The organism is Sphaerisporangium dianthi, assembly GCF_042654065.1.
GTDB lineage: Bacteria > Actinomycetota > Actinomycetes > Streptosporangiales > Streptosporangiaceae > Sphaerisporangium > Sphaerisporangium dianthi.
Map to the genome: position 1 here is coordinate 114,364 of NZ_JBHSFP010000027.1, position 20,250 is coordinate 134,613.

Here is a 20,250-nt window from a genome sequence, read left to right on the forward strand (position 1 = left end):
GTCAACCCTTCACTGATCCGGCGAAGCTGAAGGAGCCGGCGAGATACTTGTTCACGGCGACGTACAGCACGACGGCCGGGGCGGTGTAGATGATCGAGAAGGCGGCCAGCTCCCCGTAGGCGACCTGGCCGTACTGCGAGAAGAAGGTGTAGATCGTGACGGCCGCCGGCTGCTTCTCCGGGGTGTCCAGCAGCACGAAGGGGACGAAGAAGTTCCCCCACTGGCCGACGAAGACGAAGATCGCCACAACGGCGACGCCGGGCGCCATGAGCGGCCCGACGACGCGGACCAGCGACTGCACCCAGCCGGCCCCGTCGACCCAGGCGGCCTCCTCCAGGCTGATCGGCACGCCGTCCATGAAGTTCTTCATCATCCAGATGGAGAACGGCAGCGAGCTCGCCGTCAGGAACAGCACCATAGCCGGGACCGACCCGTACAGGTTGAACCGGAAGAACATGCTGTACACCGGGACCATGATCGCCGTCACCGGCAGGCCGGTCGTGAACAGCAGCGTCAGCATGAAGTGCCGCTTGAAGCGCAGCTTGTACCGGGACAGCGGATAGGCGGCCAGGCCGGAGACCACCACGGTGAGCAGCGCCGTGGCGCCGGAGATGACGATCGAGTTGAGGACCGGCCGGTAGACGGTCTCCCAGTTCAGCACGGCGCCGAAGTTGCGCAGCGAGAAGTCGAGACTCGGCTTGGCGGTGAGGTTCGCCTCCGGCTGGATCGAGGCGAGCACCACCCACAGGAACGGGCCGACGAAGGCGAGGGTGATCACGGCGAGCGACACCAGCGCCGCCGTCCGGGCGGCGACGCGGGTCATGGGCGCTCCTGTCCGGCGGGCGGGCGTCCGCACGTGGGGCGATCGGCCGGGACGGCGCGCGCGGCGCGGGCGGCCATCACGCGTCGGCCTTGATCATGCGCAGGTACACAAGGGAGAACACCGCGCCGACGAAGAGCATCACCAGGGCCATCGCACTGCCGTATCCGATCTCGAAGTAGCGGAAGGCCTGCTCGTACATGTACAGCGGCGTGGTCTGGCTGGCCGTGCCGGGACCGCCGCCGGTGAGCGCGTAGATCAGGCCGAAGCTCGCCAGGGTCTGGAGCGTGATGAGCATGAGGTTGGACATGATCGAGCGGCGGATCAGCGGGAGGGTGATGTGCACGAGCCTGCGCCAGTTGCTCGCCCCGTCCACCGCGGCGGCCTCCAGCAGGTCGCCGGGCACGTCCGACAGCGCCGCCGAGTAGACGAGCATCGAGAAGGCCGTGCCGCGCCAGACGTTCGCCAGGATGATGGCGATCATCGGAGCGGAGTACAGCCAGTCCTGCGAGAGCCCGAGCGCGCCGAGCACCTCGTTCAGCGTGCCCTCCTCGGACAGGAAGGAGAACCAGCACGCCGCCGCGACCACCTCGGGCACCACCCAGGCGGCGATCACCACGCCGTTCACCACGCTCCGGACGGCCCGGCCGCGCCCCCGCTGGAGCAGCGCGATGATCAGGCCGAGGGTGTTCTGCCCGATGACGGCCGAGCCGATCACGAACACGAACGTGAGCAGGAACGAGTTGCGGAAGTCCTCGTCGCCGAACATCTTGGCGAAGTTGGCGAAGCCGACGAACCGCGAGTTCACCGACGCGGCGCCGGTCAGCGTCTCGTTGGTGAAGGCGATGTAGACGCTCCACAGGATGGGCCCGGCCATGAAGACCACCAGCAGGACCAGCGCGGGCAGCAGAGGCAGCATCCGGCGCAGGGTCCGGCCGGCCGGCCGGTCCGGCTCCCCCTTGCCGAGGGAGCCGGCCGGCCGTGGCGAGGTCACGGTGGCGGTGGTCATGAGCCGGAGAGCACCTTGTCCGGCCCGCCGACGACGCCGGGCAGCGCGTCGGCGTACTCCTTGGCCGCGGCCTCGGGGGTCTTGGAGCCGGTGGTCATGGCCTCCATCGCCTTCTGCACCTCGGCCGACACCTTCGGGTACACCTCGTAGGCGGGCCGGTAGTGGGTGACCGAGGCCAGGTCGGTCCAGAACTTCACCGAAGGGTTGTCCGCGGTGTAGGCCGGGTCGGCGGCGACGTCCTTGCGGGGAGTGAGGTCGCCGGTGCCGACCGAGTAGGTGAGCGTGTTCTCCTTGTTGGTGGCCGTGGCGATGAAGTCGAACGCCTCCTTCTTGTTCTTGGCGTACGAGCTCATGGCCATCACCCAGCCGCCGGACATGCTGACCGCGCCGGGGTCCTCCCCGTTCTGGGTCGGCATCTTCGTCCAGCCCATCTTCTCGGTCCACTGCGGCCACGGCTTGGTGCTGGTGGGCTTCCACGAGGCGGCCACCCACGCGCCGTCGAGGCCGATGCCGAGCTTCCCGGACGGGAACCAGTCGAGCCCGACCTTCTCCCCCAGCTTGGGGTTGAAGGCGTCGGCCGCCTTGGGCCCGAGTCCCTCCCGGTAGATGGTGTTGATGAAGCCGAGCGAGTCGGTGATGCCCTTGCCGGTGGCGACCCACTTCTTCTGCGTGTCGTCGTACAGGGTGCCGCCGGGGGTGCCGTACAGGAGCATCTCGAAGCCCTGCATGGTGGCGGCCTCGCCGAGGGGCTTGGTCGAGTACATGTTGAAGGGGATGACGCCGGGGGCCTTCTGCTTGATGGCGCGGGCGGCGGCCAGCACGTCGGCCCAGGTCTTCGGCTCCCAGGGCACGGTGACGCCCGCCTTGGCGAAGACGTCCTTGTTGTACCAGAGACCTCGGGTGTCGGTGCTGATCGGAACGCCGTAGATCTTGCCGTCGGGGCCCTTGGCGGCCTGCTGGACCGCCTCGGAGTACTGCGCGCTCCAGTCGGGCCACGCCTTCAGGTGGTCGTCGAGGGGGGCGAGCTTGCCGGCGGCGACGTCGGCGTTCACCTGGAAGGTGTCGTGGAGGTACACGTCGGGCGCCGAGTCGGCCGAGCGGTTGAGTAGCGCGAGCTTGGTGTAGTAGACCTCGTTGCCGCCCTGCACCGCGGTCAGCTTGATGGTCACGCCCTTGTGCGCGGCCTCGTACTGCGTCTTGGCCTGCTTGAGCATCTTCTCCAGGTGGGGCCAGCTCGGCTCCACCTTGTACAGGACCTCGATCTCCTTGGCCCCGTTGGCGCCCTGTTCAGGACTTTCTCCACCACATGCGCCGACGGTGGCGGCAACCGCGACCGCCAGCACCGAGGCAACCATCGCTCGTCTCATCGGACTCCTTCTCCGGCCTGCGGCCGCCATGAGGGCACGACGCGGGGCCCCGATCCCGCGCCAGGAGCGGCCGGCCGACAAGTCGTTTCGGCCGTGTTTCCTTGGGTGACGAGTAGTTAAATCTTTTTGATTTACTAAGTCAACGGTCTGTGCGATATTGCCCGAAGAGATCCAGGACGCCGGGAGCCGCGCATGCAGATGGGCACCAACCTGCCGAAGGTAGGCAGCTACAACCGCGCCGTCGTCCTGGAGGCGATCCAGGTCTCCGACGGCATCAGCCGCGTCCAGATCGCCGAGCGCAGCGGCCTCACCCCGCAGACCGTCTCCGTCATCGTCCGCAGGCTGCTGGAGGACGGGCTGGTCGTCGAGGACGGCTCGTTACCCTCCAGCGGCGGAAAGCCGCGCACCATCCTGCGCGTCGACCCCGCCGCCGGGTACGCCGTCGGCATCCACTTCGACCCCGGCGAGCTCTCCTACGTCCTGGCCGACCTCGCGGGGCAGCCGGTGACCATGCTGCGCGACGCCGTGCGTCCCGGCCTGGCGCCCGACACCGTCATCCGCCAGATGGCCCGCACGGCCCGCCACATGCTGAGCCGCGCGGGCGTGCCCGACGACAAGGTCCTCGGCATCGGCCTCGCGTGCCCCGGCCCGCTGGACGCCGACGGCGTGATGAACTTCCCGCCCCGCCTGGCCGGGTGGGACCACGTGCCGATCAAGCGGCTGCTGGAGGAGCACACCGGCTTCCCGGTGACCTTCGACAACGACGCCGCCGCCGCGGCCATCGGCGAGCGCTGGGCCGGCTCGGCCCGTTCGACGGCCAGCTTCGCCTACCTGTACCTGGGCACCGGCATCGGCGGCGGCCTGTTTTTGGACAACCAGATCTACCGCGGCCGCTCGCTCAACGCCGCCGAGTTCGGCCACATCACCGTGATGCCCGACGGGCCCGACTGCTACTGCGGCAACCGCGGCTGCATCGAGGCGCTGTGCTGCCCGAGCGCCATCGAGGCGACCGTGCGCGACCGTCTCGCCCGCGGCGAGAAAAGCACTCTCACCCCCCCGCCCCCCACCACCCCACGCTCAGCCGCTCCGGGCTCGGGCGCCCCGGGTTCGGGCGCCCCACGCTCAGCCGCTCCGGGCTCAGTCGCTCCGGGCTCGGGCTCGCCAGATCACGCCGCCATCTGCGCGGCCGCGGCGGATGGCGACCCGCTCGCCCTGTCCGTCATCCGCGAGGTCGCCGACCGGCTCGCCGCCGCCGCCGTGAGCATCGTCAACGTCCTGGACATCGACCTGCTCGTGCTGGGCGGGCCCGCCATGCACGACGTCGGGCACATCTACCACGAGGTCATCGCGGAGGCCGTGGCCACCCGCCCGCTGGCCCGCCGCCTCCACCAGGTGGAGGTGGTCACCTCCCCCATCGCCGCCGACGCCGCGGCGATCGGCGCCGCCTCGCTGGTCTTCCACGCCACCTACGCCCCTCGACTCGGCGCGCTGCTCACCTCGTGACAAACTCATCACCTGACGCCACCGCGCGGGCCGCTCACCCCACCGGCGCCGGCCTCCCGCGTACCGCGCCCGCACCAGGGCGCCGATCCCCGAAACTCCCGAGCGACGAGGAGCCCATGAGTTCGTACGTGCTGGCCGCCGACATCGGCGGCACCAAGCTGGCCGCGGCCCTGGTCGCCAAGGACGGGACGGTGCTGCGCAGGGGCGAGGTGCCGACGCCCGCCGCGCCCCCGGGTCAACCCGGCGTGGTGAGCGACGCCCTGGTCGGGCTGCTCCGCGACGTCGCGGGCGAGATCCCGCCCCTGGCCGTCGGCGTGGCCTCCGCCGGGCCGCTCGACCCGCAGGCGGGCACGGTGAGCCCGGTGAACATCCCCGCCTGGCGGCACTTCCCGCTGCTCGCCCGGGTGGCCGACGCCGTGCCCGGAGCGCCGTGCCACCTGTTCGGCGACGCCGTCGCGGCGGCGGCGGGCGAGCACTGGCGCGGCGCGGGCCGCGCGGCCGGGTCCATGCTCGGCATCGTCGTCTCCACCGGCATCGGCGGCGGCCTCGTGCTGAACGGAACCCCGTACACCGGGCCCACCGGCAACGCCGGGCACATCGGCCACATCGTGGTGGACCCCGGCGGAGCCGCCTGCCCGTGCGGCTCGGCCGGCTGTGTCGAGACGATCGCGAGCGGCCCGTCGATGGTCCGCTGGGCCACGCGGCAGGGGTGGCGCGGCGCCGACGCGCGGGAACTCGCGCACGCGGCGGCCGAGGGCGAGCCGGTGGCCCTGGCCGCCTTCGACCGGGGGGCGGACGCGCTCGCCATGGCGATCATCGCGGTGGCCGCGGTGTGCGACCTGGATCAGGTGGTCGTCGGCGGCGGCGTCGCCGCGGCCGGCGAGGTGCTGTTCGCCCCGCTGCGCCGGGCGGTCGCCGAGCGTACGAGCCTTGAGTTCGTCCGCCGCCTCCACGTCGACCCCGCCGCCCTGGGCCGCGACGCCGGCCTGGTGGGCGCCGCCCGCATGGCCCTGCTGTCCACCGCCCGAACCACCTGACGGTGGGGCCGGGCCGCCCGGCCAGGCCCCACCACCCACCCTCCCAGACGCGCCCCCCACCACACGAAGAGGGCGGACCGGGCGCCGTCCGCATGGTCCTCACCGCCTCCCGCGGACCGCCCGCAATCGTCGGCACCCGGTCTGACCAGGGCCTGGGTCGCGCCGGCCGAGAGGACCGCCCTCATCTCCCTGTGGGGCGATCGCCGGAAACGACGGGACCTTCGGCCCTGAACGGCGCCCGCCTCGGCAGGCACGCTGTACGCATGAAGACGGACTCGGCGGGATTGCAGGTGCTGACGCACGAGGAATGCCTCGCGCTTCTCGCCTCCGTGCCGGTGGGCCGCATCGTGTTCACCGACCGGGCGCTCCCGGCGGTCCAGCCGGTCAACTTCGTGCTGGACCGCGGCACCGTGGTGATCAGGACCGCCGCCGCGTCGCGGCTGGCCTCGGCCGTGCGCAACACGGTCGTCGCCTTCGAGGTGGACCAGTTCGACGCGCGGATGCGGGCCGGGTGGTCGGTCACGATGGTCGGCCACGCCCACGTCGTCCTCGACGGCCACGAGATCGAGCGGCTGGCCCTCCTCCCCCTGACCCCCTGGGTCCCCGAAGGCAAGGACCAGTTCATCGTCCTGCGTCCCGAGAACATCGCCGGACGCCGCATCGCCCCCTGACAGGGGTGGATCACCTCCCGGCAGGGTCGCCCCCAGTGCATCGGCGACCCCAGACGCCCGGCCTACATCGGCGCCCCCTGATGCCCGGCGTCGCCGGGCCCGCGGGCCGTGTGGCCGGCGGGATGGCGCGCGAAGCGGTCCAGCAACAGCGTCAGCCGCCGTTCGCGGCCCTCGCGCCGTAGCCTGCCGCTGCGCATCAGTGTGACGAGTCCGTGCAGCCCGCTCCAGAAGGTCTCGGTGAGCGTCTCCAGGTCGTCGTCTCCCGCCAGCGGCCGCATGGCCTCGCGCAGTTCGCCGAATGCCTCCTGCAGTGCGGGCGGCGCCTCGGAGGTGGCGAACGGCAGGTCGACGGGATGGGTGAACATCGCGTCGTACAGCGCGGGACGCTGCGCGGCGAACTCGGTGTACGCCGCGCCGACGTCGGCCAGGGCCTGGCGCGTACCGGCCGCCGACGTGCGCGCCGCGCGCAGCTCGGCGGCGATGTCGGCGAAGCCCTCCACCGCGACCGCCGCCATGATGGCGTCCTTGCCCTTGAAGTGGCTGTAGAGGACCGGCTGGCTGTACTCGATCTCCTCGGCCAGCCGCCGCGTGGTCACCGCGTCCCAGCCTTCTGATTCCGCCAGCTCTCGCGCGGCCGTGACGATCAGCCGTTCCCGCTCTGCTCGCTCGCGCTCCCGGCGCGTCTGGATGGACATGACCGTCATTCTAGCGCCGCTAGCGTTCCTGTCGACGTTATGTTAGTTTCACTCTTGCAGCTAGCGCTGCTAGCACAACTAGCGAGAGGAAAGACCATGCTCACGACGTCCGCCTACGGACTGGCCATCCTGCTCGACCTCTTCGTCGTCTTCATCGGCCTGCGGTTCCTCCTGGCGCCCCACGCGGCGGCCGCCGGCTACGGCGTCCCCGCCAAGAAGGACGGAGACGCCGCCTATTTGAGCGTCAAGGGCGTGCGCGACCTCAGCTACGGCATCCTCGGCCTCGCCCTGCTCGCCTTCGCGGGCGCCCACGCCGAGGCCTGGTTCATGCTCGTCGTCGCCCTGGCCCCGCTCGGCGACACCTTTCTCGTCCTGCGCCACGGCGGCACCAAGGCGGTCGCCTTCGGCATCCACTTCGCCACGGCCGTGGTCGTCCTGATCAGCGCCGCCCTCCTGTTCGCCGTCTGACACCACCGCACCCATCCGCCACCTGACACCCGCACCCCCTGCACGACCCTCATCACCCACGCAAGGAGTCACCCATGTCGTCGTTCCTGTCGACGTTCGACCAATCCGTGATCGTCCGCTCCGCGGATGCCGAAGTGATCGGCCAATCGCCGACCACCGTGCGCCTGCTCGCCGACAGCGGTTCGACCGGCGGCGCCCTGTCCACGCAGCGGGTCACCCTGACCAGCGGCGCGAACGGCGCCGCGCCGCACCGCCACACCGGCTCGGCCGAGCTGTTCTACATGCTCGGCGGCACCGCCCAACTGCTGTCCGGCGAGCAGGTCGTGACCGCCGAACGCGGCGACCTGGTGATCGTGCCGCCCGGTCTCGCACACGCCTTCGCCGCCGCACCGGGCGAGGATGCCGACATCCTCATCGTCATCACGCCGGGCGTCGACCGGTTCGAGTACTTCCGCCACCTGGAGCGCATCGCCTACGGCAAGGTGCCGCCCGAGAGCCTCCTCGACGTCCAAGAGCTCTACGACACCCACTTCCTCACCAGCACCTCCTGGAACAACGCCCGCTCCTGAACCACCCCAGGCCCGATCACCGGCCAGAGGCGCAGCACAGGTGTGACCGGAGGCCCACCGTGCCGGACCGCACAGCTCACTGCCGCTAAGCGCGTGTGCTACATGTGTCAGCAAGAGGACGCATGTCTTGTACAAATCGGACGCGCTACAGAGCAAAGGGCACGAGCGAGCGGAGTCAACCACTCCTGGACAATCCGCACGAATACCGCTTGCGCGAAATGTAGCGCTCGGGTTATCTCCGAGATTGAGGTAGACGTCCTCCTCAATCGACATGATCCCTCTACTGAACCTCCAGCCGCAATGAACGAGCGGCCACCCGTTGCCACAAAATACCTATACCGACCAAAACGGTCACACAGGCGTGTTGCGGTATGCAATTCACACAATTCCTCGTCAGCCTGAATCTCTCGAGAGACGGTGGACAGATCGTCGCAGCCGATTTGGTAAATTCACCTTCTGGATTGCACATGATCGGCTTATGCTGCGACGGTGAATGGGAGACAGACAAACGGAGGCGGCCTTGGTCGAGCTTGCTGACTGGCACGGCCTGGTCAGCGAGCGCACCAACGACTACGACGGCCTCCAGCTGGTGGCCATGGTTGCCCCAGGCAGCCGAAGCTGGGCCAGCCCTTTCCGAGTTGTCGCCAATGACCGTAACGGGTACTTCGTCAAGACTCTGGAATCCTGCAGCAGGGACTGGGCAAGAGGGTCGCTCGCCGTCGAATACATCGTCGCTCAAGCAGGAAAGCTTATCGGAGCGCCCGTATGCGACACTAGCTTGATCCTTATACCCGAGGAGTTCAGAGGCGGCGAGATTCGCCGCGGCCTTCCCCTTGTCCCAGGGATCGCACACGCCAGTAAGGCCCTACAGCATGCTGACGAGCGGCGTGACAATCTCGCTTATCGGAACCGGGACGACAATCGCGTTCGTCACGTCGGAGTCTACGCACTCTATGACTGGTGTTGGGGCAGTGATGCCCAGTGGTTACACGACGTCGACAACGACCAATCGATCTACTCTCACGATCACGGCCTGTACCTACCGCCCAACGATGGGCGCATCGACAGCAAGTTCCTTCAGCTGTCCGCTGATGAGCCCAACGAGTTGCCTGACAGCCCGGCCGGCTTGGATGGGGAGGCGGTCGAGGAGGTCGCCGAAGCTCTTGAGAAAATTGATCGTGATGCTCTCGTCAACATCCTGTGCGCCGTGCCAGCATCGTGGCCAGTGACCGACGAAGCTTTGGCCACGCTCGGCTGGTTCCTTGAGTACAGAGCGCCTGCCGTAGCAAGCCGACTCCGAGCGCTTGTGTGAAGGGAGTGTAGATCCATTGGGCAGATACATCTACTCGATCGTTCGCTGTCTTCCTGATCCGCGTACCGGAGAGTTCGTGAACGTCGGCGCCGTGGCCGGGGATCCCGCAACAGGAGACTGGGCCGTGCGGCGCCTGAGCAATACCGACCGGATCAAAAAGTTCGCGCCGCCACCGGCGATCGATGTGACAGACCGGTTCCTGGCCCGCATGAGTAGCGAGATCGGTGAAGCGCGCGAGGCACTGGAAACCGAGACAAGTCATGCACTTGGCGACGACTGGCTGCTGAAGCTACATCATGATCATCGAAACATCGCACAGCTCAGCCCCCCTGCCCCCATCGTCGCCGCCCATGCCGAAGCCGCTCTGGATATCATTTTCGACCATATGATCATCGATCCGGCATCACAGCCTCGACAGGTCACCGTCGGCAAAGATCGAGTAGTTCAGGATCTACGCAGGGCGTATGCGCGCGCGGACATACCGGCACACCTGCTACGTCCCAAATCGGACGTGTTCATCGGCGACAGGTTGCATTCCACTGTAGATATCGCTGTCGCCAACGGTGAAGTTCTGCAACTGGCCCAAGGGTGGTCTTTCCGCGTCACGGGATCGGAAAGACTGCTCACACAGGTCAAGGCGTGGGGATTCGCGTTGGAGCGCCTACGTCGCGGCGATGAGGCCAAAGTGGTCGACGCGCGAGGTCGAGTCAGTGAAGTCGGCTCTGATGTGGACCTGCAAGTCGTTATCGCAACGCCCGAGACGCCTCAACAGGACACGGCGTACGAGGAGGCGGAACAGGTTTTCCAGGCAATCGGCGCCGAAATCCATCCCGTTGAAGACGTCGGCGCTGTCAGTGCCCGAGCGGCCAGCCTCGTCCGCGGACTGGCCTGACTCAGGTCTCGGAGCTGAGTTGAGGATGTAGGAGACCCAGCCCGCGCACGACTATGGCGGTCACGTGGCGCTGTCGGGTGCGGTGGGCTCTCTCCTCGATGCGCTCGGTCGCAGGCCCCGCCGGGCGGGCGGGGGTCGCTCAGGTGAAGGTCATGAGTTCGTCGAGGGCTTCGCGGAGGTGGGTGGTGAGTTTCCAGACGTCGGGGACCATGGCGCGGTCGGCGATGATGCCGACGGCGACCTGGCCGTTGTAGGAGAAGGCGGTGATGTTGAGGCCGCCGCTGGCGTCGGTGACCACCGACACCGGGTACTGCGCGAGCAGGCGCCGGCCGCACACGTAGAGCGGGAGCTGCGGGCCGGGGACGTTGGAGATCAGCAGGTTGACCGGCGGCGAGGTCTGGGCGACCAGGCCGAAGGCCGCCCGGTCGGCGAGGCCCGTGAGCGCGGCGGGCATGCTCTCGCTCAGATGGCGCAGCCAGCGTGCCGGCGACAGGCTGAAGCGATCCTTGATGCGCTGCATCGAGTCGCGCACGGCGTACAGCCGCTCGCGCGGGTCGGCGATCTGCGTGTCCAGCGAGGTGATCATGAGGGTGACCTGGTTGCCCGTCTCGGCGCCCTCCACACCGCGCAGCGAGAACGGCACGCCGGCGACCAGCGGGCCCTCGGGCAGCGCGTCCTGGTCGATCAGCCAGCGGCGCACCGCCGTGGCGGCCAGTGTCAGGACGACGTCGTTGACGGTGACGCCGAAGAGGTTCTTGACCTTCTTCACCTCGTCGAGCGGCAGTTCGACGAAGGCGAAGCGGCGGTGGGCGGAGACCGGTCCGTTGAACGGCGTGCGCGGCACGGCCAGCTTCGGCAGTTGGGGGACCTCGCGGCCGTCGGAGATCTTCAGCTCGCGTGCCAGCCACCGGGTGGCCCGGGAGACGGCGACGGCGCCGGGCAGGCGGGAGAGCAGCGGGATCTCGTCCAGGTAGGGCATCGCCTCGGCGAGGAACCTGAGCAGGTGCGCCGGGTTGGCGGCCAGCCGGGCGCCGGTCCTGAGCAGCATCTGCGCCATCTCGGGGGCGAGATCGGGCTCTGCGACGGCCTCGCGGGGCCGGGGCCTGGGGTGGGGTTCGAGGTCCATGAAGGCGGCCAGCACGTCCGCGCCGCCGAGGCCGTCGATGGCGGCGTGGTGCAGCTTGGTGTACAGGGCGGTGCGGCCACCCTGGAGGCCGTGGATGACGTACATCTCCCACAGCGGGTGGCGCCGGTCGAGACGGCGGGCGTGCAGCCGGGCCACCTGCGCGGCGAGCTGCCGATCGGTGCCAGGGGGCGGCAGGGCCAGCTCGCGCACGTGGTAGTCCAGGTCGAGCGTGTCGTCCTGCACCCAGTAAGGGTGGTCGAGGTTGAACGGCACCTGCATGATGCGCTGCCGCAATGGCGGGACCAGCGCCGATCGCTCCTCGACCAGGTCGAGAAGCTCGTCTCGGCTGATCGGGCCTTCGAGGATCGACAGGCCGGCGACGTTGGCGACGTTGGTGTCGGTCTCGAAAGCCAGGAACTGTGCGTCAAGGGCGCTCAGCTGCCGCACGGGGCCACCTCCTCGGGCCGGGCGGATGCGGGCCGTCTCCGTTCTATCAGCCCGGCACTCCCACCGGAACGCTGGCCCTCCAGGTGCGGCGGCCGCTCGCCGATGGGGGGGCGCCCGAGCCCGCGCCCCGGCGCCCCCCACGCCGCGCGCGCCGCGCGCGCCGCTCGCGCGTCAGCCGTCGTCGGCGTGACGGAGGATGTCGTCGATGATCTCGAACAGCTCGCTGTCGGAGGCGGCGGCCACCTCCAGGTCGGCCGGCGCGGCGAGCGCCTCGGGATCGCGCGGGCCCCAGAGCCGTCCGGACAGGTGCCGTGCCAACGCGTCCGGACTGGGGTGGTCGAACACCGCCGTGGCGGCCAGTCGCACCCCCGTGGCCTCGGTCAGCCGGTTGCGCAGTTCCAGCGCGGTCAGCGAGTCGACGCCCAGCTCGCGGAACGCCCGGCCGAGGTCGATCTGGTGCGCCGTGGAATGCCCGAGCACCGCCGCCACGGTCGCGCGGACCAGCTCCCTCAGCGCGTTCTCGTCCCTCACCGTCGCCGGGGCCGCGCGGTGGGACGACGGGGACGCCGTACGCGGCGTACGCGGCGTGCGAGGGACGGCGCCGAGCAGGGTCGTGAACAGGGGCGACCGCCTGCCGGACGCCGTCCCCCGGCGCAGGGCCGTGAGATCCAGCCGGGCGGGAACGAGCAGCGGCGAGCCGAGCTCGAACGCGGCGTCGAAGAGCGCGAGGCCCACGTCCGTGGGCAGCGGCACCAGGCCGCCGCGCGCCATCCGTGCCCGGTCGGCCGGGCCGAGGTGCGCGGTCATGCCGGTGTCCAGTTCCCACAGTCCCCACGCCAGTGACGTGGCGGGCAGCCCTCGCGCCCTGCGGTGGTGCGCCAGCGCGTCGAGGAAGGTGTTCGCGGCGGCGTAGTTCGCCTGGCCCGGATTCCCCACGATCCCCGCCACGGAGGAGAACAGCACGAACGCCGACAGATCGAGATGCTGGGTCAGCACGTGCAGGTTCCAGGCGCCGTCCGCCTTCGGCCGCAGGACGGCGTCTAGCCGCTCCGGATCGAGCGACTCCACCGTGCCGTCGGCGAGGACCCCCGCCGCGTGGACCACCGCAGTGAGCGGACGCTCGGCCGGGATGTCCGCCAGCAGCCCGGCGAGCCGCCGCCGGTCGGCGACGTCGCAGGCCACGTGGAGCACGTGCGCGCCGAGGCCGGTCAGCTCGGCCTCCAGCTCCGCGGCCCCGTGCCCGTCCCGTCCTGAACGGCTGACGAGGAGAAGACGCCTCACCCCGTGCGCCCGGACCAGATGCCGCGCGACCGACGCGGCCAGCGCCCCAGCGCCGCCCGTGATCATCACGGTCCCGGTCGCCCCGATCGCCGCCCTGCCGCCCGTCGCGGCTCCGTCCCCCTGCGGCCCCGACTCAGGGGACGCTCTGACCAGGCGCGGGGCGAGGAGCCGGCCATGGCGCACGGCGAGCTGTGGTTCGCCGGTCCCGGCCGCGGCCCGCAGGAGGCCCGCGGACGCGGCCGAGCCGTCGAGGTCGACGATCACGAAACGGCCCGGACTCTCGGACTGCGCCGTCCGGACCAGTCCCCACACCGCCGCGCCGTGCAGCGCCGGAACGTCCTCGTCGTCGCCGGCGGGGATCGCGCCCTCGGTGAGGACGACCAGCCTCGACGCGGCGAACGTCTCGTCGGCCTGCCAGCGCTGGAGCAGTTCGAGGACGTGTCCGGTGACGCGGCGGAGCAGAGCCGGCGGGTCGGTCCCCGCGTCCCCGGCGGGCGGCCAGGAGACGGCGACGAGATCCGGCACCGGCGCGCCGGCCCGGATCGCCGCCCGCAGCGAATCGAGGTCCGGATGGATCGGAACCGCCGCGTCCAGCCCCAGCCGTACAGCCGCCCCGGCGACCCGGCTCCCGCCCTCCGCACCACGGACGCCCAGGCCGGGGCCCTTCTCCGACCGCGAGTCCGGACCGGAGTCGCTTTCCGACCGCGGGTCCGGACCGGAGTCGCTTTCCGACCGCGGGTCCAGACCGGAACCGCCTGCCGGTCGGGGGTCCGGGCTCGGCAGGCCTGCGTGGAGCACCGCCCAGCGGGCGGGGGCGGGCGCGGAGGCCGGCACCGCGGTCCAGCGCACGCGGAACAGGGAACGGCGGTGCTCGTGGCGTGCGATGTCCGCCTCAGGAGAGAGCTCCCGCAGCGTCAGCGCTTCGACCTCGGCGACCAGGCCGCCGGTCATGGCGGCGAGGGCCAGCGCCACCGCGTCCCCCTCGGCCGGGGCCAGGCGCACGCGCAACTCCGTGGCGCCCGTTCCGTGCAGACGCACCCCCGCCCACGAGAAGGGCAGCCGAACGGCCCGCGCCAGGTCCGGAGCGGCGTCGAGGAGGTCCACCAGGAGAGGGTGGAGGGTGGAGTCGAGCAGCACCGGATGGACGCCGAAGCGCGGGGCCTCGTCGTGGAGTTCGGCCGGCAGGGCCACCTCCGCGTACCGGACCTCGCCGAGCCGCCACAGGGCGCGCAGGCCCTGGAACGCCGGACCGTACTCGTATCCGATGCCGGCGAGGCGCTCGTACACCTCGTCCAGCGGGACCTCTTCCGCGCCCGGCGGCGGCCACGCGTTCCCGGCGCCGGACGCCCACGAAGCCCCGTCCCCCGGGGTGCCCGACGAGACCACTGCCAAGCGCTCACCCGAGCCACCGGCCGGGGGCTCGCACCAGGTGCCGGCTGAGAGGACTCCCGAGACGCCAGCCGAGCGCTCCCCCGAGACTCCGGGCGAGGGCTCGCACATGCCACCGGCCGACGGCTCGCACAAAGTGCCGGTCAGAGGGTCCCCCGAGACTCCCGCCGAGGGGTCGCACATGGTGCCGGCCGACGGCTCGCACAAAGTGCCGGTCAGGGGATCTCCCGCAACTCCGGTCGAGGGATCGCGCGAGGTACCGGCCGAGGGGGCCCCTGAGGCGATGTCGGCCGATGGTGCCGGTACGGAGGCCGTGGCGTGCCGGGTCCATGGTGTCTGCTCGCCGGGCTCGGCCGAGTCCTCCGACGGACGCGCGTACACCGCCACCGTGCGCCCGCCGGACTGATCCGGGGCGCCCACGAGGACCTGGAGATGGACGCCGCCCCACTCCGGCAGCACCAGAGGCCTTTCCAGGACGAGGTCGTCGACCCGGTCGCATCCCGCCCGCCGCGCCGCGTGCAGCGCGAGTTCGGCGAAACCGGCCCCCGGGAACACGACCGTGCCGTGGACGGCATGGTCGGCGAGCCAAGGATGAGTGCGCCGGGAGATCCGCGCGGTGAGCATCAGACGGTCGTCGTCGGCCGGCGAGACCACGGCGCCCAGCAGCGGGTGATCCGCGGCCCGCAGCCCGAGCGATCCCGGCGAAGCGGCGTCCCGGACGGCCGGTTCCATCCAGAACCGCTCGCGCTGGAACGCGTATGCCGGCAGGTCGACATGCCGGCCGTCCGGGAACGCCTCGTCCCACCTGACGTCCACGCCGCGGACGTGGGCGTCCGCGGCGGACCGCAGGAAACGCCCGAGCCCCCCGTCGCCTCGCCGCAGGGTGCCGAGCGCGGCCCCCGCCTCGTCGCCGGCGGCCTCGTCCAGGATGCGCTGCACGTCCATGGTGAGCACCGGATGCGGGCCCGACTCGATGAACAGCCGCTGCCCCCGGGCCACGAGGCCGCTTACGGCCGCGTTGAACTCCACCGGATGGCGCAGGTTGCGGTACCAGTAGCCGGCGTCCAGCTCGGCGCCGTCGATAGGGCCGCCGGTCAGCGCGGAGTGGAACGGGATGCCGCCCGAGCGCGGCGTGACGGGCGCGAGCGCCTCGAGAAGCCGCTCGCGCAGCCGCTCGACGTGCGGCGAGTGGGAGGCGTACCCGACCGGGAGGCGCCGGATCCGTACGCCGGCCTCGTCGAGCGCGCAGGCGAGTTCCTCCAGCGCGGGCGGCTCCCCGGAGACCACCGTCGAGGCGGGGCCGTTGTCCGCGGCGATGCCCAGCCGACCGGCCCAGGGCTCGATCCACCGCTCGGCGTCCGCACGTGACAGGGCCGCCGACATCATGCCGCCGCTGCCGGACAGGGCGCGAAGCAGCTTGGCGCGCATGGCCACCACCCGGGCGCCGTCCGCCAGGGACAGTGCGCCCGCGACCGTCGCCGCCGCGATCTCGCCTTGCGAGTGGCCCACGACGGCGGCGGGTTCGACCCCGTACGCGCGCCACGCCGCCGCGAGCGACACCATCACCGCCCACAGTGCGGGTTGCACCACCTCGACCCGCTCCAGCGCGGCCTCGTCGTCGAGCACGTCGGGCAGGGACCAGTCCACGAACGGTTCGAGCGCCCGGCCGCACTCCTCCATCCGCCGGGCGAAGACAGGGACGGCATGGCCGAGCTCCACGGCCATCCCGGTCCACTGCGTGCCCTGCCCGGGGAAGACCATGACCGAACGACCGCCCGTGCGCACGCGCCCACGGTGGACGCCCGCCGCGGGCGTGCCGGAGACCACCGCGTCCAGGCCGCGCAGCAACTCGTCCTTGTCAGCGCCCACGACGACCGCCCGGTGGCCGAACACGGCCCTGCGGGCCAGGGTGAACCCGACGTCGGCGGCGCGCAGGGCGGGCTCGCCGCGAAGGCGGTCCCGCAGCCGGGACGCCTGGTCACGCAGGGCCTGCTCCCCTGCGCCCGAGAGCACCCACGGCAGAACCCGGGCATCGAGGACCTCCTCGGCGGCTCCGCGCCGGACGACCACACGTCCAGGGTCTTCGGGCTCGGGGACGACGAGCTCGGCAGCCGACTCGGGGTGGGCGGGTTCGAAGACGGACGACTCGGCCGCGCGTCGGTCCAAAGCAGGCGGGCCGGGGACGACGGGCTCGGAGGCGGACGGCTCAGAGGTGGATGGCTCGGCAGCGCGTCGCTCCGAAGCGGGTGGGCCGGGGACGACGGGCTCGGGGGCGGGGGGTTGCTCGAGGATGACGTGCGCGTTCGTGCCGCTGATGCCGAAGGACGAGACGGCCGACCGGCGGGGCCTGCCGGTCTCGGGCCAGGGGGCGTTCTCGGCGAGCGGCACGACGTGACCGCTGCTCCAGTCCACGTGGCGAGTGGGCTCGTCCAGGTGCAGGATCTTGGGCAGCAGCCCGTGACGCATGGCGAGCACCATCTTGATCACTCCGCCGACGCCGGCCGCCGCCTGGGCGTGCCCGATGTTGGACTTCATCGACCCGAGCAGGAGAGGCCGGTCCGCCGGCCGGGCCTGCCCGTAGGTGGCGAGCAGGGCTCCGGCCTCGATGGGGTCGCCGAGCGTGGTGCCCGTGCCGTGCCCCTCGACCGCGTCGACGTCCTCGGGGACGAGCCCGGCGTCGCGGAGCGCTTCGCGGATCACCTGTTCCTGCGCGGGACCATGCGGCGCGGACAGCCCGTTGGACGCCCCGTCCTGGTTGACCGCCGATCCGCGGACCAGCGCGAGCACCCGGTGACCGTTGCGCCGCGCGTCGCGCAACCGTTCCAGAACGACCAGGCCGGAGCCCTCCGCCCAGGCGGTGCCGTCGGCCGCCGCCGCGAACGACTTGCACCTGCCGTCCGGCGCCAGCCCGCGCAGCCGGGAGAACTCGACGAACATCTCGGGGGTCGCCATGACGGAGACGCCGCCGGCCAGCGCCAGCGAGCACTCCCCCTCACGCAGCGACCGCGCCGCCAGATGCAGCGCCACCAGAGACGACGAGCACGCGGTGTCCACGGTCACGGCGGGCCCGCGGAGGCCGAACACGTAGGCCAGCCTGCCGGACACCACCGCGGAGGTGTTGCCGGTCACCATGAGCCCTTCGACGCCGTCGGGGACGGTGTGCACGCGAGGGGCGTAGTCGTGGTGCATGACCCCGGCGAAGACGGCCGTCCGGGAGCCTTTCACCGACGCCGGGTCGATCCCGGCGTTCTCGAACGCCTCCCACGCGGTCGCCAGGAGCAGCCGTTGCTGCGGGTCCATGGCCAGCGCCTCGCGTGGGGAGATGCCGAAGAACGACGCGTCGAAGAGGGCGGCGTCGTAGAGGAAGCCTCCCTGGCGGGTGGAGGACTTCCCCGGCCGGTCGGGGTCGGGGTCGTAGAGGTCCTCAGTGTCCCAGCCGCGGTCGCCGGGCAGGTCGCCGATCGCGTCCGTGCCCGACGCGACGAGCCGCCACAGGTCGTCCGGTGTGGACACGCCACCGGGGTAGGCGCACGCCATACCGACGATGGCGATCGGCTCCTCCCGCCGGGCCAGGGCGGCCCGCATCCGCTGCGGCACGTCCGGCGCGTCAGCGGCGCGCACCACACCGGAGGCATCCTGCCCGCCCGGCTCCTCCGACGCGCCGTCCCTTCCGGACGCGTCCAGCGTGCCTGCCGCGCCGGGGGCCGGCTTGCCTTCCGCGCCGGGGACCAGGGTGCTCAGGTGGCGGGCCACCGCGAGTGGCGTCGGGCAGTCGAAGATCACCGTGCTGGGGAGGTGGCACCGTGTCGCCTCGCCGAGCCGTTCGAGGAACTCCTCGCTCATGAGTGAGTCGAAGCCGAGGTCCGCGAACGTGCGACCCAGGTCGACCTCACCGGGATCCTCGTACCCGAGGACGGCGGCCGCGTGCTCCAGCACAACCCCGACCAGTCCCCCCTCCGGCCCTCCAGACACCCCCGCTACTCCCGCCGCCCCCGCCGACACTTCAGACGACCCCACACCCACCGCTGGACCGCCGGCGGACAAGGCCACATCCGCCGCCGGCCTCACGGACAACGCCTCATCCGCTGCGGGTCGTCCAGATGGCGTCGCCTGGGCGGGGCGTGCCACCGACCGGTGTCCTTCACGGCCTTTGGTGTCGAGCCAATGGCGGCCGCGCTGGAAGGCATAGGTGGGGAGCGGGACCCGACGCGCGCCGAGGCCTGTGAACGCGGCCCGCCAATCGACGGGGACGCCGCGCACGTACATCTCGGCCAGCGCCCCGAGCACCGCCTCCGCCGCGGACGCGGTGGCGGTCGCGGTGAGGACCGCTCCTTGGGGCGGGCCGCCGGCCACTCTGCCGGTGTCACGGGCCGTCGTGCCGGCGGGAGCCACGATGACCGGTGCACGCCCGCCGGCCGGCTCGGCGACCAGCGTGGCACCCGCGGCCACCAGCGCGGCGGTCGCCGCCGACCGCGCCGGGCCCGGCGGCGGGCCGGCCCAGAACTCCGGGTCGCGCGCCTGTTCCGGTGTGACGAAGCCTCCGGCACGCGACGACCACAAGGGAACGCGCGGCGCGTCCAGTCCCACCTCGCGCGGCGCGCGGGCGCTCGGCCGTCCGGGCATCGCCACGAGCGCGGCGGCGTCCGCCAGGGAGAGCACCCCCGCGGCGTACGCGGCGGCGGGCTCACCGGCCGAATCGCCCGCCAGCAGGCCGGGGCGGACACCGAACGCCTCCATCACTTCGCAGAGCGCGACCTGCAGCGCGAACGCCGACGCGTCGGCATACGAAGCCGACCGATCCGGCATAGCGGCCTCTGCCGACCCTGCGAGGACCACGCCCACCTCCGACGGCCCCGCGGGGACCGCGTCCGCCTCTGACTGCCCCGCGAGGACCACTCCCGGCTCTGAGTGCCCCGCGAGGACCACGTCCGGCTCTCGTGACCCCGGAAGGAGCACGCCAGCCCCTGGCGATCCAGGCAGGACGACGACCGGTTCTGCTGACCCCGGAGGGAGGACGCCCGGGTTCGGCGGCTCCGGGGGGAGCGCATCTGGAACTGGTGGGTCGGCCAGGAGAACTTCGCGCAGGGGTCGTTCGCCGCGGCCGGGCATGGCGGCGTCCAGGTGCCGGCACACCTCGTCGAAGGCCGCCGCGAAAATGGGGAGGTCCCTGTACAGCTCCCGGCACACGCCCGACGGCAGGTCATCCCCTCCCGCGAACAGGAAGGCGACGCGCTGTCCCGGCTCCGCGACCTCGCCTGCGGACACCGGCCGACGCCCGGCCGCCGACGGCACCGCGCCGTCCGCGAGTGCCCGGAGCGCGGCGAGCAGGGCTTCGCGGTCGGGAACCACCAGGACGGCGCGATGCTCGAACGCGGTCCGGGTGGCCGCCAGCGAGTACCCGAGGTCCACCAGAGCGGCTTGCGGATGTTCCTCGACGTGAGCGCGCAGCCGGTCCGCCTGGGCGGACAGCGCGCCCGCGGTCCGTCCGGACAGCACGCACGCGATCCCCCGCCGTGCCTTCTCCGCGCCCCCGGAGAACGCCTCACCGGCCTCCGGCGGCGGGGAGTCGGAAGCCGACTCGGTCAAGGAAGCCGTCGGCTCAGCCGAAGGCGAAGAGGGCTCGGCCAGGGAAGCCGACGGCTTGGCCGAAGGTGGAAAGGGGGC

The 20,250-nt window shown here is 71.6% G+C and carries 13 protein-coding genes; 7 read left to right on the forward strand and 6 right to left on the reverse strand.

What is annotated here, in order from left to right; all coding sequences use genetic code 11:
• Nucleotide 1: 1 nt before the first annotated feature.
• The 3 genes from ACFO60_RS30205 to ACFO60_RS30215 all read right to left on the reverse strand — a co-directional run bounded on the left by ACFO60_RS30205 (nucleotide 2) and on the right by ACFO60_RS30215 (nucleotide 3,196).
• The gene (locus ACFO60_RS30205) at nucleotides 2-823 is read right to left on the reverse strand and encodes a carbohydrate ABC transporter permease (RefSeq protein ID WP_380846912.1); all 822 of its coding nucleotides are present in this window, start codon (nucleotides 821-823) and stop codon (nucleotides 2-4) included.
• Nucleotides 824-899: 76 nt separating this feature from the next.
• The gene (locus ACFO60_RS30210; protein ID WP_380846915.1) at nucleotides 900-1,829 is read right to left on the reverse strand and encodes a carbohydrate ABC transporter permease; all 930 of its coding nucleotides are present in this window, start codon (nucleotides 1,827-1,829) and stop codon (nucleotides 900-902) included.
• Nucleotides 1,826-3,196, reverse strand: a complete 1,371-nt coding sequence (locus tag ACFO60_RS30215) for an extracellular solute-binding protein (protein ID WP_380846918.1) — start codon at nucleotides 3,194-3,196, stop codon at nucleotides 1,826-1,828. The genes ACFO60_RS30210 and ACFO60_RS30215 overlap by 4 nt, the downstream gene beginning before the upstream one ends.
• Before the next feature lie 192 nt (nucleotides 3,197-3,388).
• Between ACFO60_RS30215 and ACFO60_RS30220 the strand changes: the two genes are divergently transcribed.
• The 3 genes from ACFO60_RS30220 (at nucleotide 3,389) to ACFO60_RS30230 (ending at nucleotide 6,407) form a co-directional block, all read left to right on the forward strand.
• The gene (locus ACFO60_RS30220; RefSeq protein ID WP_380846921.1) at nucleotides 3,389-4,699 is read left to right on the forward strand and encodes an ROK family transcriptional regulator; all 1,311 of its coding nucleotides are present in this window, start codon (nucleotides 3,389-3,391) and stop codon (nucleotides 4,697-4,699) included.
• A 116-nt stretch (nucleotides 4,700-4,815) separates the two neighbouring features.
• A complete protein-coding gene (locus tag ACFO60_RS30225) occupies nucleotides 4,816-5,736 on the forward strand; it encodes an ROK family protein (RefSeq protein WP_380846924.1) in 921 nt (306 codons plus the stop codon).
• A gap of 263 nt (nucleotides 5,737-5,999) precedes the next feature.
• Nucleotides 6,000-6,407, forward strand: a complete 408-nt coding sequence (locus tag ACFO60_RS30230) for a pyridoxamine 5'-phosphate oxidase family protein (protein ID WP_380846927.1) — start codon at nucleotides 6,000-6,002, stop codon at nucleotides 6,405-6,407.
• A gap of 62 nt (nucleotides 6,408-6,469) precedes the next feature.
• Here the strand turns inward: ACFO60_RS30230 and ACFO60_RS30235 are convergent, their stop codons facing one another.
• Nucleotides 6,470-7,102 carry a TetR/AcrR family transcriptional regulator gene (locus tag ACFO60_RS30235; RefSeq protein WP_380846930.1) on the reverse strand — a complete coding sequence of 211 codons (633 nt, stop codon included), beginning with the start codon at nucleotides 7,100-7,102 and terminating at the stop codon, nucleotides 6,470-6,472.
• Nucleotides 7,103-7,198: 96 nt separating this feature from the next.
• Here ACFO60_RS30235 and ACFO60_RS30240 point away from each other — a divergent pair, with 96 nt between their 5' ends.
• The 4 genes from ACFO60_RS30240 to ACFO60_RS30255 all read left to right on the forward strand — a co-directional run bounded on the left by ACFO60_RS30240 (nucleotide 7,199) and on the right by ACFO60_RS30255 (nucleotide 10,343).
• On the forward strand, nucleotides 7,199-7,570 hold the full coding sequence (locus ACFO60_RS30240; RefSeq protein ID WP_380846933.1) for a DUF4267 domain-containing protein: 372 nt from the start codon (nucleotides 7,199-7,201) through the stop codon (nucleotides 7,568-7,570).
• 74 nt (nucleotides 7,571-7,644) lie between these two features.
• Nucleotides 7,645-8,139: a cupin domain-containing protein gene (locus ACFO60_RS30245; protein WP_380846936.1), complete on the forward strand. Its 495-nt coding sequence runs from the start codon at nucleotides 7,645-7,647 to the stop codon at nucleotides 8,137-8,139.
• A gap of 520 nt (nucleotides 8,140-8,659) precedes the next feature.
• Nucleotides 8,660-9,451 carry a hypothetical protein gene (locus ACFO60_RS30250; protein ID WP_380846939.1) on the forward strand — a complete coding sequence of 264 codons (792 nt, stop codon included), beginning with the start codon at nucleotides 8,660-8,662 and terminating at the stop codon, nucleotides 9,449-9,451.
• 16 nt (nucleotides 9,452-9,467) lie between these two features.
• On the forward strand, nucleotides 9,468-10,343 hold the full coding sequence (locus ACFO60_RS30255) for a DUF3037 domain-containing protein (protein WP_380846942.1): 876 nt from the start codon (nucleotides 9,468-9,470) through the stop codon (nucleotides 10,341-10,343).
• 139 nt (nucleotides 10,344-10,482) lie between these two features.
• Here ACFO60_RS30255 and ACFO60_RS30260 read toward each other — a convergent pair whose 3' ends face one another.
• Nucleotides 10,483-11,916 (reverse strand): WS/DGAT/MGAT family O-acyltransferase, encoded by a 1,434-nt coding sequence (locus ACFO60_RS30260; RefSeq protein WP_380846945.1) that lies wholly within the window; start codon nucleotides 11,914-11,916, stop codon nucleotides 10,483-10,485.
• Nucleotides 11,917-12,087: 171 nt separating this feature from the next.
• Nucleotides 12,088-20,172 carry an SDR family NAD(P)-dependent oxidoreductase gene (locus tag ACFO60_RS30265; protein WP_380846948.1) on the reverse strand — a complete coding sequence of 2,695 codons (8,085 nt, stop codon included), beginning with the start codon at nucleotides 20,170-20,172 and terminating at the stop codon, nucleotides 12,088-12,090.
• Nucleotides 20,173-20,250 lie beyond the last annotated feature (78 nt).

What these genes read in the sequence shown, in the direction of transcription:
- ACFO60_RS30245 (WP_380846936.1), top strand. Translation starts at nt 7,645, where the DNA reads ATGTCGTCGTTCCTGTCGACGTTCGACCAATCCGTGATCGTCCGCTCC.
- ACFO60_RS30230 (WP_380846927.1), top strand. Translation starts at nt 6,000, where the DNA reads ATGAAGACGGACTCGGCGGGATTGCAGGTGCTGACGCACGAGGAATGC.
- ACFO60_RS30220 (WP_380846921.1), top strand. Translation starts at nt 3,389, where the DNA reads ATGCAGATGGGCACCAACCTGCCGAAGGTAGGCAGCTACAACCGCGCC.
- ACFO60_RS30225 (WP_380846924.1), top strand. Translation starts at nt 4,816, where the DNA reads ATGAGTTCGTACGTGCTGGCCGCCGACATCGGCGGCACCAAGCTGGCC.
- ACFO60_RS30235 (WP_380846930.1), bottom strand. Translation starts at nt 7,102, where the DNA reads ATGTCCATCCAGACGCGCCGGGAGCGCGAGCGAGCAGAGCGGGAACGG.
- ACFO60_RS30210 (WP_380846915.1), bottom strand. Translation starts at nt 1,829, where the DNA reads ATGACCACCGCCACCGTGACCTCGCCACGGCCGGCCGGCTCCCTCGGC.
- ACFO60_RS30215 (WP_380846918.1), bottom strand. Translation starts at nt 3,196, where the DNA reads ATGAGACGAGCGATGGTTGCCTCGGTGCTGGCGGTCGCGGTTGCCGCC.
- ACFO60_RS30205 (WP_380846912.1), bottom strand. Translation starts at nt 823, where the DNA reads ATGACCCGCGTCGCCGCCCGGACGGCGGCGCTGGTGTCGCTCGCCGTG.
- ACFO60_RS30240 (WP_380846933.1), top strand. Translation starts at nt 7,199, where the DNA reads ATGCTCACGACGTCCGCCTACGGACTGGCCATCCTGCTCGACCTCTTC.